The organism is Micromonospora sp. NPDC050695, assembly GCF_040654415.1.
In the GTDB taxonomy this organism is placed as follows: domain Bacteria; phylum Actinomycetota; class Actinomycetes; order Mycobacteriales; family Micromonosporaceae; genus Micromonospora.
Genome location: NZ_JBFAHZ010000056.1, coordinates 18,722 through 33,755, shown reverse-complemented (window position 1 = coordinate 33,755; position 15,034 = coordinate 18,722). Strand labels below are relative to the sequence as shown.

General features: G+C 74.5%; 14 protein-coding genes. 9 read left to right on the top strand and 5 right to left on the bottom strand.

Annotated elements, in window-relative coordinates:
* Positions 1 to 227 precede the first annotated feature (227 nt).
* From AB0H52_RS27320 to AB0H52_RS27290, 7 genes are all read left to right on the top strand, one after another.
* Complete coding sequence (locus AB0H52_RS27320; protein ID WP_151491460.1) at positions 228 to 1,151, top strand: ornithine cyclodeaminase family protein; 924 nt, start codon at positions 228 to 230, stop codon at positions 1,149 to 1,151.
* 64 nt (positions 1,152 to 1,215) lie between these two features.
* Positions 1,216 to 2,718 (top strand): 30S ribosomal protein S12 methylthiotransferase RimO, encoded by a 1,503-nt coding sequence (rimO, locus tag AB0H52_RS27315; protein ID WP_151491459.1) that lies wholly within the window; start codon positions 1,216 to 1,218, stop codon positions 2,716 to 2,718.
* Positions 2,719 to 2,795: 77 nt separating this feature from the next.
* Positions 2,796 to 3,386 carry a CDP-diacylglycerol--glycerol-3-phosphate 3-phosphatidyltransferase gene (gene pgsA, locus AB0H52_RS27310; protein WP_151491458.1) on the top strand — a complete coding sequence of 197 codons (591 nt, stop codon included), beginning with the start codon at positions 2,796 to 2,798 and terminating at the stop codon, positions 3,384 to 3,386.
* A 148-nt stretch (positions 3,387 to 3,534) separates the two neighbouring features.
* Positions 3,535 to 4,083, top strand: a complete 549-nt coding sequence (locus AB0H52_RS27305; RefSeq protein ID WP_357951021.1) for a CinA family protein — start codon at positions 3,535 to 3,537, stop codon at positions 4,081 to 4,083.
* 152 nt (positions 4,084 to 4,235) lie between these two features.
* Complete coding sequence (locus AB0H52_RS27300) at positions 4,236 to 4,694, top strand: helix-turn-helix transcriptional regulator (protein WP_151492438.1); 459 nt, start codon at positions 4,236 to 4,238, stop codon at positions 4,692 to 4,694.
* A 203-nt stretch (positions 4,695 to 4,897) separates the two neighbouring features.
* The gene (locus AB0H52_RS27295) at positions 4,898 to 5,761 is read left to right on the top strand and encodes a PspA/IM30 family protein (protein ID WP_151492439.1); all 864 of its coding nucleotides are present in this window, start codon (positions 4,898 to 4,900) and stop codon (positions 5,759 to 5,761) included.
* A 23-nt stretch (positions 5,762 to 5,784) separates the two neighbouring features.
* Positions 5,785 to 6,570, top strand: a complete 786-nt coding sequence (locus AB0H52_RS27290; RefSeq protein WP_151492440.1) for a hypothetical protein — start codon at positions 5,785 to 5,787, stop codon at positions 6,568 to 6,570.
* 30 nt (positions 6,571 to 6,600) lie between these two features.
* Here AB0H52_RS27290 and AB0H52_RS27285 read toward each other — a convergent pair whose 3' ends face one another.
* Together AB0H52_RS27285 and AB0H52_RS27280 are read right to left on the bottom strand one after the other, a co-directional pair.
* The gene (locus AB0H52_RS27285) at positions 6,601 to 10,287 is read right to left on the bottom strand and encodes a hypothetical protein (RefSeq protein WP_357951014.1); all 3,687 of its coding nucleotides are present in this window, start codon (positions 10,285 to 10,287) and stop codon (positions 6,601 to 6,603) included.
* A 162-nt stretch (positions 10,288 to 10,449) separates the two neighbouring features.
* Positions 10,450 to 11,259, bottom strand: coding sequence for a DNA-formamidopyrimidine glycosylase family protein (locus AB0H52_RS27280; RefSeq protein WP_357951011.1), 810 nt, complete (start codon positions 11,257 to 11,259; stop codon positions 10,450 to 10,452).
* A gap of 109 nt (positions 11,260 to 11,368) precedes the next feature.
* Between AB0H52_RS27280 and AB0H52_RS27275 the strand changes: the two genes are divergently transcribed.
* Complete coding sequence (locus tag AB0H52_RS27275; RefSeq protein WP_151492443.1) at positions 11,369 to 12,634, top strand: hypothetical protein; 1,266 nt, start codon at positions 11,369 to 11,371, stop codon at positions 12,632 to 12,634.
* Between the two features lie 25 nt (positions 12,635 to 12,659).
* Here the strand turns inward: AB0H52_RS27275 and AB0H52_RS27270 are convergent, their stop codons facing one another.
* The 3 genes from AB0H52_RS27270 to AB0H52_RS27260 are packed head-to-tail and all read right to left on the bottom strand — an operon-like array spanning position 12,660 to position 14,235.
* Positions 12,660 to 12,902 (bottom strand): CPCC family cysteine-rich protein, encoded by a 243-nt coding sequence (locus AB0H52_RS27270; RefSeq protein WP_225854764.1) that lies wholly within the window; start codon positions 12,900 to 12,902, stop codon positions 12,660 to 12,662.
* Between the two features lie 25 nt (positions 12,903 to 12,927).
* Positions 12,928 to 13,728 carry an SAM-dependent chlorinase/fluorinase gene (locus AB0H52_RS27265; RefSeq protein WP_151492444.1) on the bottom strand — a complete coding sequence of 267 codons (801 nt, stop codon included), beginning with the start codon at positions 13,726 to 13,728 and terminating at the stop codon, positions 12,928 to 12,930.
* A gap of 9 nt (positions 13,729 to 13,737) precedes the next feature.
* Positions 13,738 to 14,235, bottom strand: coding sequence for a GNAT family N-acetyltransferase (locus tag AB0H52_RS27260; RefSeq protein ID WP_357951006.1), 498 nt, complete (start codon positions 14,233 to 14,235; stop codon positions 13,738 to 13,740).
* Positions 14,236 to 14,383: 148 nt separating this feature from the next.
* On the opposite strand from AB0H52_RS27260, the gene AB0H52_RS27255 reads away from it, so the two are divergent.
* Positions 14,384 to 14,971 (top strand): hypothetical protein, encoded by a 588-nt coding sequence (locus tag AB0H52_RS27255; RefSeq protein WP_192580456.1) that lies wholly within the window; start codon positions 14,384 to 14,386, stop codon positions 14,969 to 14,971.
* Positions 14,972 to 15,034 lie beyond the last annotated feature (63 nt).

Here is a 15,034-nt window from a genome sequence, read left to right as displayed (position 1 = left end):
CCCAACATCGCCCGCGCCAACCGACGCGCCGACCGTCGCTCACACGACCTCATAACCGCTGTGACCAGCAGTTACCCCAGAACGCAATAGCCCTGCGGGTCCGGCGCCTTCGGCATACCTGGCACCGGCGGCCGGGCGGCGGCTGGACCGGCGGCTGCCGGCGACCCGGGTGATGCCCGCCACCCCGCATTGACCTACACCTCAGTTCAACTTGCAGTATCACCGTCATGACCCTGCTCTACGCCGATCCCGAGGTCGCCGCCGCACTGGACGCCGCCACCACGGTCGACGCCATGCGCGAGGCCCTGCTGGCCGCGTACGAGGGGAGGCTGATCGCGCCACCCCGGGCCGCGGCCCCGCTGAGCGGAGGCCGGATGGTGCTCACGGCGGGGCACCTGCTCGGCGAGTGGTACGGCTTCCGCTCGTACGACACCTTCGGTCACCCGCAGGCCGAGCAGCTGGTCGTCCTGCACGACGCCGGCACCGGGGCGATCCGGGCGGTCGCAGTCGGGGAGGAGCTGGGCTCCCGGCGTACCGGTGGGCTGGGCGGCGTCGCCGTCGACGCGCTGGCCCGGCCCGACGCGGCGACCCTCGCGGTGATCGGGTCCGGTCGGCAGGCGTGGACCCAGGTGTGGGCGGCCGCGGCGGTCCGCCCCCTGCGCGAGGTGGTGGTGTACAGCCGCTCCGCCGCCCGACGGGGTGCCTTCGCGGCCCGCGTCCGCGCGGAACTGGGCGTACCGGCGCGAGCGGTGGACGACCCGGCCTCCGCAGTGACCGGACGCGACATCGTGGTGCTCGCCACCACCAGTCCGACCCCGGTGCTGCACGCGGCCGACGTGAGCCCCGGCACGCACGTCAACGCCGTCGGCTTCAAGCAGAGCGACCGCAGCGAGTTCGGCGCCGACCTGCTGGACGCCGCCGACCTGCTGGTCACCGACTCGCCGGCCCAGGCGGCGGACTACCAGCCTCCGATGCTCGCGGCCACACCGCCGTACGCCGGACGGCTGCGCGACCTGGGTGGCGTGCTGGCCGGCGCGGTCGCCGGCCGGACCACCGCGGACCAGGTCTCCGTCTTCTGCTCCACCGGCCTCGCCGGCACCGAGGTCTTCCTGCTCGACCGGCTGACCCGGGTGACCGCCGCCACGCGCTGAGCGCCGCCTGGAGGATGCGCAGGTACGCGTGCGTGGGGTTCCCAGGTCGGCCCGGTACCCTCGGATGGTGTCTGCCACCTCCTCTGATGACAACGCCGAGGGCCGTCGTGTCGCCCTGCTGACCCTGGGTTGTGCCCGCAACGAGGTCGACTCGGAGGAGTTGGCCGCCCGGCTGCACGCCGACGGCTGGCAGGTGACCACCGATGGCGAGGGCGCCGACGTGGTGGTCGTCAACACCTGCGGCTTCGTGGAGAAGGCCAAGCAGGACTCCATCCAGACCCTGCTCGCCGCCGCCGGCACCGGCGCCAAAGTGGTCGCGGCGGGCTGCATGGCCGAGCGGTATGGCCGGGAGTTGGCCGACAGCCTGCCCGAGGCGCAGGCGGTGCTGAGCTTCGACGACTACCCGGACATCGCCGCCCGGCTGAACGCGGTCGTCGCCGGCGAGCAGGTCACCCCGCACACCCCCCGGGACCGGCGGGAGCTGCTGCCGTTGACCCCGGTGAAGCGGCGCGACTCCGCCGTGTCGCTGCCCGGGCACGGCACCGTGGCCCGCGGCGCCGTCGACACCGACGAGCACACCCCGGCGCACCTGCGCCAGGTGCTGCGGCGCCGGCTGGACACCGGCCCGGTGGCCTCGCTGAAGCTGGCCAGCGGCTGCGACCGCCGGTGCGCGTTCTGCGCGATCCCCGCGTTCCGTGGCGCGTTCGTCTCGCGGACGCCGGACGAGCTGCTCGCCGAGGCGGAGTGGCTGGCCAAGACCGGCGTACGCGAGCTGGTGCTGGTCAGTGAGAACTCCACGTCGTACGGCAAGGACCTGGGCGACCCCCGGGCTCTGGAGAAGCTGCTGCCGCAGCTCGCCGCGGTGACCGGCATCGTCCGGGTGCGGGTGAGCTACCTCCAGCCGGCCGAGACCCGACCCGGGCTGGTGGCGGCCATCGCCGGTACGCCGGGCGTGGCGCCCTACTTCGACCTGTCGTTCCAGCACTCCAGTGAGCCGGTGCTGCGCCGGATGCGCCGTTTCGGCTCCACCGACCGGTTCCTGGAGCTGCTGGCCAGCGCCCGGGAGTTGGCGCCGGAGGCGGGTGCGCGGAGCAACTTCATCGTCGGCTTCCCCGGCGAGACCCGCGCGGACGTCGACGAGCTGGTCCGGTTCCTCACCGAGGCCCGCCTCGACGCGATCGGCATGTTCGACTACAGCGACGAGGACGGCACCGAGGCCGCCGGGCTGCCCGGCAAGGTTTCCGCCGCGACCATCAAGCGGCGCTACGACCGGCTCAGCGCGCTCGCCGACGAGCTGTGCTCGCAGCGCGCCGAGGACCGGCTCGGCTCGACCGTCGAGGTGCTGGTCGACTCGATCGCCGATGGTGTGGTGGAGGGCCGGGCGGCGCACCAGGCGCCGGAGGTGGACGGTTCCACCACCCTGGTCGCCCCGGTGGAGGGTGGGGTCGATCTGGCCGCGCTGCGCCCGGGTGACCTGGTGCGTGCCACGGTGACCGGCACCGAAGGGGTGGACCTGCTCGCCGTGCCGGATGAGATGATCTCGGCGGCGCCCGGCGCGGCACGGTGACGGCGGGAACGAACGGAGCGGGGGAGCCAGGTGGTGTGGTCCCGGGAGCGCCACGGCGGCCCGAGTGGAGCGAGACGGTGACCGGGGCGACGGAGTCGACGCCGGCCCGGGTGGTCGCGCGGGTGCCCGTGCTCAACGCCGCCAACGCGTTGACCGCGTTGCGGCTGGTGCTGGTGCCGGTCTTCGCCGCCTCGGTGATCGTGTCCGGGATGAGCCATGCCGGCTGGCGGATGGCGGCCTGCCTGATCTTCGCGGTGGCGTCCGCGACCGACCTGGTGGACGGCTGGATCGCCCGCCGGTTCGGGCTGGTCACCTCGGTCGGCAAGGTGGCCGATCCGATCGCCGACAAGGCGCTCACCGGCGCGGCCCTGCTGCTGCTCTCCTGGTACGACCGGCTGCCCTGGTGGGTGACCGTGCTGATCCTCGTCCGTGAGCTGGGCATCACCGGGCTGCGGTTCTGGGTGATCCGGCACGGCGTGATCGCCGCCAGCCGCGGCGGCAAGGTCAAGACCGCGCTCCAGATCCTGGCCATCGCCTGGTACCTGTGGCCGATGCCGGCCGCCCTCGCCACCGTCGGCCCCTGGATCATGGCCGCCGCCGTCCTGGTGACGGTGGTGACCGGCTTCGACTACGTGGTCCAGGCCCTGCGCCTCCGCCGCGCCCGCTGACCCCGCACCTCACGCGGCCGACCCAGTTGATCATGGGGTTGCCGCCATCCGGCTCGGCGTGTCGCGCCGCCAACGTCATGATCGACGCGATCGGACCGGGAGGGTTGGGTGGCCGGGGGTGGGGAAGGACGGGTTGATGCAGCGGGATGTGGGTTTGGGGGGTGGTGCGGCGGTGGGGGAGGAGTCCGCGGGTAGCCCGGCGGCGGGGGTCGTGCACAGCCTGGCGCAACGGCACGAGACGCTGGCCACGGTCGAGTCGCTCACCGGCGGCATGCTCGCCGCGTCGATCGTGGAGATCGCCGGGGTCAGCGGGATCTACCGGGGCGGCCTCGTCGTCTACGCCACCGAGCTGAAGGCCACGCTGGCCGGCGTACCGACCGAGCTGCTGGCCGAACGGGGGCCGGTGGACCCGGACGTCGCGGCGGCGCTCGCCGCGGGTGGCCGGCAGCGGTGCGGCGCCGACTGGGGCCTCGCCACCACCGGCGTCGCCGGCCCCGAACCGCAGGACGACAAGCCCGTCGGCCTGGTCTACGTCGCGGTCTCCGGCCCGAACGGCGGCGAGGTCCGCCAGCTCGACCTGGACGGTGGCCGGGACCACGTCCGCTCGACGGCCGTGATCGAGGCGTTGCGGCTGCTCGCCGAGCGGATCCACGCCGACGACGCCGAGCGGGGCGCGGTGGGCGTTGGACGCCGGTGAGCCGTCGCGGGCGATCCGACGGGCGGGGCGGGATGTCGCACGGGCTCGCACCGGGTACGGTTGCGGGAAGGCTCCGACGCTCGGAGCCGGCGCGGTCCGCCGCGACCGGCTGCCCGACGCCGGGCGAGAGGTATCCCTCAGGGGGAGGTGCGATGGTCCTGCTACGCCGGGTAATCGGTGACGCACTGCGGGCGCGCCGGCAGGGGCAGCACCGCACCCTGCGCGAGGTGTCCACCGCGGCGAACGTCAGCCTCGGCTACCTCTCCGAGATCGAACGGGGGCACAAGGAGCCGTCCAGCGAACTGCTGGCCGCGATCTGTGACGCGCTCGGTGCCCGCCTGTCCGAGCTGCTGCGGGAGGTGAGCGACACCGTGGCGCTCGCCGAGCAGATGCCCGGGGTGCTCGTCGGCATGCAGGACGAGCCGGCCGAGGCCGCGCCCGTCGGCGCGGCGGCCACCGTGCGCAAGAGCACCAACCGGGGCGTACGCCAGGTCACCTCCGACGGCAAGGTCGCTGTCTCGGTCCGCCACGAGTCGCCGCTCAAGGCCACGCTGCGCAGCACCCGCGTGCGCCCCACCGAGCGCGACCGGGACGTGGTCTGCGCCGCCTGAGCCCCTCCTCCCGGTTGACCATGGGCGAGCCGGCCCCAGCCGCGTAGGGTTGCCCACAGGATCTGCCGGTGCCGTCGACCGCCCGGTACGGATGCCGAGGTGGCGTTCGGCTGGGACGATGGAGACCGGCCGGGGTCGCGGTCGGCCGGCCCATTCCGGTCTGACCGCGGGTGGAGTGACGCTACTGAGGGGATACCGCGGAGATGGCGAACCCGTTCGTCAAGGGTTGGAACTATCTGATGGCACTCTTCGGTGCCAAGATCGACGAGCACGCCGATCCCAAGGTGCAGATCCAGCAGGCCATCGAGGATGCCCAGCGCCAGCACCAGGCGCTGGTGCAGCAGGCCGCCGCGGTGATCGGCAACCAGCGCCAGCTGGAGATGAAGCTGTCCCGGCAGATGACCGAGGTCGAACGGTTGCAGGGCAACGCCCGGCAGGCCCTCGTGCTGGCCGACCAGGCCCGCGCCAAGGGCGACGAGGCCGAGGCCGGGCGCTTCGAGCAGTCCGCGCAGACCCTCGCCACCCAGCTGGTCTCCGCCGAGCAGGCCACCGAGGATCTCAAGACCCTGCACGACCAGGCGTTGGGCGCCGCCGCGCAGGCCCGCCGGGCGGTCGAGAACAACTCGATGATCCTCCAGCAGAAGCTCGCCGAGCGCACCAAGCTGCTCAGCCAGCTGGAGCAGGCCAAGATGCAGGAGACGGTGGCCCGCTCGCTGGAGTCGATGTCGTCGCTCACCGCCCCCGGCAACACCCCCTCCCTGGACGAGGTGCGGGACCGCATCGAGCGGCGGTACGCCAACGCGATGGGCCGCGCGGAACTGGCCGGCAACTCGGTCGAGGGCCGCATGCTGGAGATCCAGAAGGCGACCATCGACTCCGCCGGTTCGGCCCGGCTGGAGCAGATCCGGTCCAGCATGGCCGGGGAGCAGCTCGGCGGCGCGGCACAGCGACCGGCCGTACCGCAGGCCGAGAAGGCCGGCGACCCCGCCGCCGCGGCCCGGCTGGACGAGCTGCGCGCCAGCATGGCCCGCGAACGGGGCACCGGCGACCCGACCGCCGCGAGCTGAACGTCTCATCCGAGGAGGTCAGGGTGGCGGACGAGCGAACCCGGTACTTCCGCCAGCTGGGTCGGCTGCGCCGCTCCGCCCGGCGGTGGAGTGTGCTGGCCGGTGGGCTCGGCGGCGCTGCCGCGGTGCTGACCCCGTACGCCGGCCTCGGTCTGCCCGACGCGGCCTGGGCGGGCGCCGCGGGCAGTGCGGTGGCGCTCGCCGCCTGGCGGTGGATCGACCTGCGGGCGTTGGCCGCCCGGCCGGCGCCCCCGGCACTGGATCCGGCCGAGGCCGCGGCCCGGTCCCGGGCGCGGCTGGTGGCCGCCGTCGAACGGCTGCCGGTCGGCCACGGTGTGCTGGCCGAGGTCCGCCGGGTCCGCTCCCGGGTCGCGCTGCGCGGCACCACCGCCGGAGCCCAGTGGGCCCGCCTGGACCGGGCGGCGCTCACCCTGGCCGGGATGGCACCGCGACTCACCGGGCTGGCCGAGCCGGCCGTGCTGGAGGCCGCCGCCGCCGACCGGTCGCTGCGCGACCTGGCCGCCCGGGTGGCCAGCGTCGAACGGGCGTTGCGGCTGGCACCGCCCGACGCCCGGGCACCGCTGGCCGACGCGCACGGCGCGCTGGTCGCCCAACTGGAGAGCGGCGTCGCGGCCTACGAACGGCTCGTCGTGGCCGCCGCCGGCTACCTGGCCGAGGACTCCCGACCCGAGAGCGCCCACCCGGCCGCCGACCGGCTCACCGAGGCCACCGACCTGCTGCACGGCGTGGCGTCGGCGCTCGCCGAGCTGCGCGCCGCCGGCACCCCGCTGCGCGCGCCCACCCGCTGACGCCCGCCGGGCACCGGCGCCGCGGGCCGGTCACGGCGGTGTCGTGACGGAGACCGGCCCGGTGTACGGCGAGCTGCCCACCACGTTGAACGACCGGATCCGGTAGTGGTAGGTCACGCCCCGGGCCAGCCCCGTGTTGGTGAAACCGCTACCGGTCACCGTGAACGTGGCCACCTCCCGGTCGAAGGCCGGGTCCAGCGCCCGCTGCACGATGAACCCGGAGCCGGAGCTGGCGGTCGTGCCCGGCCCCCAGCCGAGGATCACCGTGGCCGTGTCCGGCCCCGGCGCGCTGGCGGTGACGCTGACCCCGATCGGGGTGCCCGGCACGGCCGGGGTGGTCACCGCCGCCACCGTCGACCACGCCGACGCGGCGCCCAGGTACGTGGTCCGGACCCGGTAGTAGTACGTGGTGTCCGGTGCGACCGCGATGTCCAGGTGACTGTTGCCGACCCCGATCGCCGTCGTGCCGGGGCCACTGGTGAAGGTGGGATTGGTGGCCCGTTGCACGTCGATGCCGGTGGCGAAGGAACGGTTCGTCCAGCGCAGGGCCACCCGTAGCGGCGCGGCCGGAGGGATCACGGCGACCATGCCGACCGGGGCGGGCAGGTGCACGGACGCGGGCACGCAGTTCGACCAGGACGAGTAGCTGACCGCGTTCTCCGCCCTGATCCGGTAGTGGTAGGTCACGCCGGGGGTCACCGTCGCATCGGTGTAGCGGGTCGCGGTCGCCGCGACGGTGATGGTGGTGACCTCACCACCGAACGTCGCGTCGGTGGCCCGTTGCAGCACGTGGCTGGTGGCGGGCGGACGGCCGCCGTTGCCGGTCCAGGCCAGCGCGATCGCCGGCAGCGCGGTGGCCGAGCCGGGCACCGGTGTGGCGGTCAGCCCGGTCGGTGCCTTGGGGGCCACCCGCAGCACCAACGGCCGGCTCATCCCCAGGTCGCGGTGGGCGGCGAGCCGGCTGTGCCAGCGGTACTCCCAGCCCAGGTTGACGAGCTGGTTGACCACCACCGCCGGCCGCCCGTCGGCGGGGCTGACCGGTGTCGAGCCGGTCCGGATCCCGGCGGGGCGGCCCGGGTCGAGCAGCCGGACGCTGTCGCCCAGCTTGAACGGCAGCGTCGGGGCGACCGGGCGCACCGCCACCACCACGTCCTCGCGGGGATTGACCCGGACGATGTCCTTCCAACCCAGTTCGGCACCGTGGAGGGCGCGCACCGTGCCGTCCCAGCCGACCCGGTTGACCACCTGCACGTCGCAGCCGCCGAAGCACAGCGGCTCGGTCTGTCGGACGTTGCCGCTGATCCGCCACAGCTGCGTGCCGTCGGTCGGCGCGCCGACCGGCACGGCCGGGTCGGCCGCGAAGAGCACCTCGGTCACCGGGTCGGTCGGGCCGAGGGGGAGCGTCGCCGGGGTGAGTGGCCCGGCGTGCGGGTGCCCGACGCCGAGTCGACCCGCCAGCCGGCCGTGGTCGGGCTCGAAGACCTGCTGAGCGGCCTTCACCTCGACGGGCAGGGTCACCGGGCCGACCGCGCCCGCCGGGGTGAAGGTCACCGTGTCCGCGTGCACCGGCACCGTCGTCTCCCGTGCCGTCCTGGTGCCGAACGCCTCGTCGTACGCCGGCTGCGGAACGATCGGCGGGCGTTGGCTGGCCGCGTACGCCACGGGCAGCCGCTCCCGCAGCCGGGCCAGGTCGTACGGTGGCTCCGGCGCCCCGGTGACCCGGAACTGGAGCAGGGTACGGGTGTTCGGGCCGTACCCCGGCTCGGTGGGCGGCGGCCCGCCCTCGGCGGTCCGGTCGGTGGCGTCGGCGTGCTGGTCGTAACGCGGATCGAACCCGGGCAACGGGGCGGGCGCGTCGTTGTACAGGATCAGCGTGCTGCCCGCCGGGACGGCGGCGAAGTCGACCAGCACGTCGGCCCGTTCGCCCGGGGCGAGCAGCAGGGTGTGCCCGTCGACGTTCAGCACGGTCGGGTCGAGCCGGTCGTACCGGAAGCCGACCGGTCGGTTCGGCAGCACCACCGGGGCGGGCAGCAGGCCGGCCTCGTTTCCGATCTGGACGAACGCCGGCCCGGCCGCACGAGGGTCCGGCACCCCGCCGTCACGCCCGTCGGTCGGCCAGCCCGCCGGCCGGTCCGCCGCCCGCACGGCGGCCACCATCGGCACCTCGCCAGCCTCCGCGTCGGCCAGAACACCGTCGTCGGTCCACATCGGCCCGTCCGAGCAGGCCCGGTAGAGCTGAAGGTTGACGCTGCGGTCCAGGCAGGCGTTGAGGATCCGGAACCGGTACACGCGGGGCCGCACCTCCAGGTATGGGTAGGCGACACCGTTGACCAGCGGAGTGTCGCCGTACGCCTCGGGCACCGCGGACGGGTGCGGCACGTCAGGCCGAAGGGGCGGCTCGTCCGGCGCGCCCACCGGGTCGTGCAGCGGGTTGGGCACGGCCCCGGCCGGGATGGCCGTGTTTCCGACGCCGCCCGGGGCCGGGTCACGGGACCAGGGGCCGTAGTCCCACCGCCCGGTCGGGTTGCGCCCACCGGGGCGGTACGGGTCCTGTCGCGGCTGGTAGACGTGGGGGTGCCAGAGGCTGCCCCGGGCGCCCCAGCGTTCCCGGTCCCAGGTCGGATCCTCGGCGGCGAGCTGGGTGTCGTCCGGCACGAACGTCTTGTCCTCGATGACCAGCGGCACCTGCTCGGCCGGCAGCACCCCGTCGGCCACGAGCTGCTCCTCGGCCGGGTCGGTGAGCAGGTAGAGCGCGAGCTGCCCACCGTAGACGGTGAGCCGGGCCAGGCCGAGGGTGTTGTCGTGGAACCACAGCAGACGCCCGCTCTGCTCGTTCGGGTAGTACAGCGTGGTGGCGCCCGCACCGGGCGGCGGCATGTCCGGCACGTGGGTCAGGCCCGTGCCGGTCGGGTACGGGGTGATCTCCGCGGCCGGGGTGATCCACTGCCCCGGGTTGCCGGCGCTGGTCCAGCCGGTCCGAGCCCCGGCCAGGTGCAGCACCGCCCGGTTCTGCGGGTACGGCGCGGGGCCGCCCAGCGGGCCCGGACCCGCTCCGTCGACCGTGTCGTCGACCGGGAGGAACAACTCGCCGGCCCGGCCGGTGGGCAGCTGATTGATGAACTTCACCCGGACCGGCCGGCCCCGCCGGGCGAGGATCACCGGGCCGAGGTGCCAGGGCCGCTCCGGGGGCGCGACGGTGTTGTGCCCCGACGCGTCGGTGCCGAGGTTGAGCTGCCGGTAGCCGCGCAGCCGGGTGGCCGGGAGGTCCCGGTGCAGGCGTTGGGCGTACTCCTGCAGGCCGATCTCGTAGTAGTCGCAGCCCGGATAGCTGATCGTGTCCGCGACGGGCACCGGCAGGTACGCGCCGAGTCCGGTGCCCGCCACGGGCGGTGCGGTCTGGCCCGGGACGGGCGGTGCGGTCTGGCCCGGGACGGGCAGCGCGTCGATGAACTTGCGCAGCCCGGTCCCGGGCACCAGCCGGCCGTCGGCGTCCCGCAGAGGGCGCGGGCTGTACGCGAAGTTCGGCACCGGGCCGAAACAGCGGGGCACGACGGCCGGGTCCAGGCTGGTCGCCGGTGCGGCGACCTCCTCGGTGGTCCGGACGACCTCCTCGGTGGTCCGCGCGGCCGGCACCACGGACGCCACCCGGCCGTTGCCGTCGCTGTCCTGGGCGGTGCGCTCGAAGAAGGTGGAGCGGAGTCTGCGGAAGATCGCCATGACTCTCCCCGGGTCGGTGCACCGGGTCCGCCACCCCGGCGTGGCGACCCTGGTGCTCTGCTGACGGTCGGTGAGCACTCAACCGCAGCATGCGACTCCGACGGCCAGATAGGAATTACCCAATCGTCCGTATCTGGGATGACCTCGGGCGGTGCGGGGCGGTCAGCCGGGTAACGGGGCGTCCGGGTGTTCCGGCTGGCAGACCGGGCACCAGTAGGTGACGCGTTCGCCCAGCTCCTGCTTGCGGATCGCGGTGCCGCAGCGGCGGCAGGGCTGGGCGCGGCGGCCGTACACGTAGCTGGTCTGGCCCCGGTGCAGCGAGCCGGTGCTGCTCTGCGTCCACCGACCCCGGTTGGCCGCGAGCAGTCGCTGCGCGAGCGACACCAGGCCGGTCAGGTCGGGCACCGCGCCGACCGGTGTCCACGGGGACACGCCACGCAGGAACAGCACCTCGCACTTGTAGAGATTGCCCACGCCGGCCAGCGCGCGCTGGTCGAGCAGCGCCTCGCCGATGGACTGCTCCGGGTCGGCGCCGAGCCGGCGCACCGCCTCGGCCGGATCCCAGTCGGGGCCGAGCAGGTCGGGGCCGAGGTGACCCACCAGGCGGTCCTCCTCGGCGGTCGGCACCAGCGCCAGCTCGTGCAGGTGGTAGCCGACCGCCACCGCGCCGGGGCTGCGCAGCACCACCCGGATCAGGTGGGCCGGGCGGCCGCTCCACCGTTCGCCCGGCGCGTACGCCCGCCAGGCGCCGTCCATCCGCAGATGCGAGTGCAGGGTCCAGTCCGCCCCGTCCGTTGCGGTCAGGCGCAGCAGCAGGTGCTTGCCCCGGCTCGCCGACTCGCGGACCGTCCAGCCCGTGAGGTCGGTGGTCGCCAACTGCGGCACCCGAAAGTCGCTGTCGGTGATCCTCGAGCCGGCCAGCGCGCGGTGCAGCACGCGCGCGGTGTTCCAGACGGTGTCACCCTCGGGCATCCCACCATCCTCCCTCTTTCGAGCAGGATTCGCATGTGTCGCTATTTGTACACCGGTTCCTCATGATCTTCTGACATGCGAGGGTCAGGGGGTTCTGAGGAGAATGCCGATGTCAAGGCCGCATTGTCGTACCCGATCCCTCTCCCTCGTCACCACCCTCACCCTCGCCCTCACCGCCACGCTCCTGCCCGCCACCAGCCACGTCCCGGGCGCACCCGCCGCCGGCGGCCCGCTCACCCTCACCGCCGCCGCACCGGACGGCGAACGGTGGAACGCCGACCTGTCCGTCGTCGACCGCGACGACGTCAACGTCCGGCGCACCCCCGCCGGGCTGCGACTGCGCGAGGCCCGGTCCGCCGGCCGTAGCCCGCGCAGCCCGCACAGCGCGGTCGCGGAGGGGATGCTGCTGAACGCTCCCCGGACCCTCAGCCGGCCGGCAACCCGGATCCGCGCCCAGGTCACCGCCGACGTACCGGCCGGTGCCACCGTCGAGGCCCAGGTCCGTGGTTGGCGGGTCAGCGGCTGGACCGAGTGGCGGGCCGCGACCGCCGGAGCGGTCTTCGACCGCCCGGTGAGCCGGGTGCAGAGCCGGGTGGTGCTCACCGCGCCCGCCGGTGGCGCCACCGCGACGGTACGCGGCGTCCAGCTCACCGCCGACGCGACCGCCGCCGTCTCCGCGGCCACTCCGGGCCTCACCTACCGGGTGTACGCTACCCGCATCGGGCTGGTCGGCGAGCTGACCGCCAACGGCCGCACCGTGCAGCCCCGGGACCACTTCGTGGCACTACCGTCGCGGCGCGGCCTGTCCCCGCTCAACACCGGTGACTACACCGTGCGGGTCTGCACCACCACCGGCTCCCGCTGCGAGTACGCCCCCGTCTGGGACGTCGGACCGTGGAACACCCGCGACGACTACTGGAACCCGTCGGCGGTGCGGGAGAACTGGAAGAACCTGCCGCAGGGCCGACCCGAGGCGCAGGCCGCCTACCAGTCCGGCTACAACGGCGGGCGGGACCAGTTCGGCCGGACCGTGCTCAACCCGGCCGGCATCGACCTGGCCGACGGCACCTTCTGGGACGGCCTCCAGCTCACCACCAACGCCTGGGTGGACGTCGCCTACCTGTGGACCGGTGGCGGGCCGCGTGGCGTGGTCGGCGACGGGCCGCTCAACATCCGCACCGGGGCCAGCACGTCGTACCCGATCCGTGGCCTCGCCGCCCAATTCGCCAACGTGCCGATCCAGTGCTACGTCACCGGCCAGTCGGTGGCCGGCCCCTACCGCACCACCACCCGCTGGAACCGGCTGGCCACCGGCCAGTACGTCAGCCATGCGTACATCTCCGGCGTGTACGGCGGCAGCGTGCCGGTCTGCTGACCCGTGCCCGCCCCGCCGGGTGCCGTCAGGGGCGCTCGTCGGGGCGGGCCGGGCGCACCATGTCCTGGTAGCGCGGGTGGCTGGCACCGTAGACGGCGTAGTTGAGCCGGGCGTGCGACAGGCTCAGGTCGCCGTTGGGGCCGCCCCGGACGGCGTCGGCGTCGGCGTCGGTCTGACCATCGTCGGTCCAGAAGCAGACCGGGCAGGTCCCCCCGCCGGTTCGGGATGCACAGCACGGACAGCCCACGGGAACTACGTGTTCACCCACCGGGGCAGCATTCCACAGTCGAATATCAGCGGGAAACCCGCAGGACGTCACCCGGGGCCACCCGAAGGAGGTCCACCGCCCGCCCGCCGTTCACGGCGACCGCGACCAGATCCGCCGAGTCGACGTACACCACCAGGCCACCGGCCGGGGCGTCGCCGAAGGTCCGCCCCCGGACGGCCGGCCGGGCCGGTGCCACCCCCGGCGGACCGACCCGCACCGTCGTCGGCAGCGGGTCGAGCAGGTGCGCCGGCGCGGCCAGTTGAACGTTGCCGAAATGGTCCACGGTCGACACCTCGGCGGTGAAGCCGTCGTCGTCCGAGGTCAGCGTCGGCGCCGGCAGCCGGACCAGACCGGCCGGATCCACCGGTGGCCCCGCCTCGCCCAGTGGCGCGCCGAGCGCCAGCCGGGCCGCGACCGGCGCGAACACGTCCCGCCCGTGGAAGGTGCCGGACACCCGGCGGGCCAGCCAGCGCGGCTCGGTCAGCTCCACCGCGGCGGTCACCCCGCCGAGCGCGGCGGCGGCATCCGGCAGCAGCCCGTTGTCCGGACCGACCAGCAGCCCACCCGGGGTGGCCAGCGCGACGCCCCGCCGGGCGGTGCCCACCCCCGGGTCGACCACCGCCACGTGCACACCCACCGGCAGGTACGGCACCGTCTGCGCCAGCACCGCCGCGCCCCGCCGCACGTCCGCCGGTGGCACCAGGTGGGTCACGTCGATGACCCGGGCCGCCGGCGCGATCCGGGCGATCACCCCGTGGCACGCGGCCACGAAACCGTCGGTGAGGCCGTAGTCGGTGGTCAGCGAGATCCAGGGCGTGACGGACATGCCCGCAGGCTAACCCTCCGCGTCGGTGCGCAGCTCCAGGACGAGTTCGTCGTGCAGGGGGATGCCGTCCTCGCCCACCAGGGGGATCTCCGGTTTGAGTCGGCGGGCACGGTCCACCGCTCCCCGGTCGACGTGCACCAGCCGCATGCCGCGTCGCTGGTAGAACCGCAACGCCCGCAGGTTGTCGTTCGAGGTGATCAGCCACACCCGGGCCAGGCCCGCCCCGGTCGCGGTCGCGGTCGCCGCCGCCAGCAGGGCCGTGCCGGCGCCGCCGCCGGGCGCGGCCGCGACCAGGGTGACCACCTCCAGGCCGTCGCCGTCGACGCGGTAGGTCAGCGCGCCGACCACCGCCGCGGTGGCGTCGAGCGCCCCCAGGGTCGGCAGGGTTCGCACGTCGTGCCGGGTGTCGTGGGCGACCACGTACGGGCCACCCCACTCGCGCTCGTGCAGCGCGTCGATCGCCGTCCGCTCGGCGGGCCGCGCCGGCCGCACCTCGAACCCGCCCACGTTCGGCCCCCCCGCCTCTCGCCGCGCCTGCTCCGCCAGCCCTGGAGCGTACCGCCGCCGCACGGCCGACCCGTGGTGGCGGATATGGGACAGCGCGGTGGCCGACCGGCCCCTCCCGCCGCCGGGTGCGGTTGGGCACACTGCCCAGGTGACACTTCGGAGCCTGCCCGTCCTCGGGGTCCTGCTGGTCGCCGTCGCCGTCACCGCCGGCTGCGGCGATGACGACGCCGACCCGCCGAACGCGGCGCCCATCGCGTCGTCGGTCTCGGCCCCGGCGGCGACCGGCCTTCCGAGCGCGCCGATGCCCTCGGCGGCCCCGTCCAGCTCCGGCGCCGTGGCAACGCCACCCGCCCCGCCGTCCGTGGCGCCGCAGGGGCCCACCGAACGCCGGCCGGCCAGCCCGCCGCCGGTGGTGCTGCCCCGACGTCCGGCCGGCGCGCCCGGCGCCACCCAGGTCGTCAACGCGTTCAGGGACGCCGGCCTGAAGGTGCCGCACCCCAAGGACCGCTCGGTCGACTGTGGCCCGGACGGGCTCGGCCTGGGCTGCTCCGAGCTCATCTCGACCGACGCCGTCACGGTGTACGTGTTCCCCGACGAGATCAGCGCCAGCGACATCGCGGAGACCTGGGGCGGCCAGTCGTACCGGCGCGGTGCGGTGGTCCTCAACTACCTCGACGCGAAGACCCCGGCCGCCGAGCGGCCCCGCTACGAGAAGGTCCTCAACGGCCTCGGCTGAATCCGGTCCGATGAGTGATGCCGGTGAGTCATCTTGATGACGCACCGGCATCACTCATCAGAT

What these genes read in the sequence shown, in the direction of transcription:
- AB0H52_RS27320 (WP_151491460.1), top strand. Translation starts at nt 228, where the DNA reads ATGACCCTGCTCTACGCCGATCCCGAGGTCGCCGCCGCACTGGACGCC.
- rimO (WP_151491459.1), top strand. Translation starts at nt 1,216, where the DNA reads ATGGTGTCTGCCACCTCCTCTGATGACAACGCCGAGGGCCGTCGTGTC.
- AB0H52_RS27300 (WP_151492438.1), top strand. Translation starts at nt 4,236, where the DNA reads ATGGTCCTGCTACGCCGGGTAATCGGTGACGCACTGCGGGCGCGCCGG.
- AB0H52_RS27295 (WP_151492439.1), top strand. Translation starts at nt 4,898, where the DNA reads ATGGCGAACCCGTTCGTCAAGGGTTGGAACTATCTGATGGCACTCTTC.
- AB0H52_RS27285 (WP_357951014.1), bottom strand. Translation starts at nt 10,287, where the DNA reads ATGGCGATCTTCCGCAGACTCCGCTCCACCTTCTTCGAGCGCACCGCC.
- AB0H52_RS27280 (WP_357951011.1), bottom strand. Translation starts at nt 11,259, where the DNA reads ATGCCCGAGGGTGACACCGTCTGGAACACCGCGCGCGTGCTGCACCGC.
- AB0H52_RS27275 (WP_151492443.1), top strand. Translation starts at nt 11,369, where the DNA reads ATGTCAAGGCCGCATTGTCGTACCCGATCCCTCTCCCTCGTCACCACC.
- AB0H52_RS27265 (WP_151492444.1), bottom strand. Translation starts at nt 13,728, where the DNA reads ATGTCCGTCACGCCCTGGATCTCGCTGACCACCGACTACGGCCTCACC.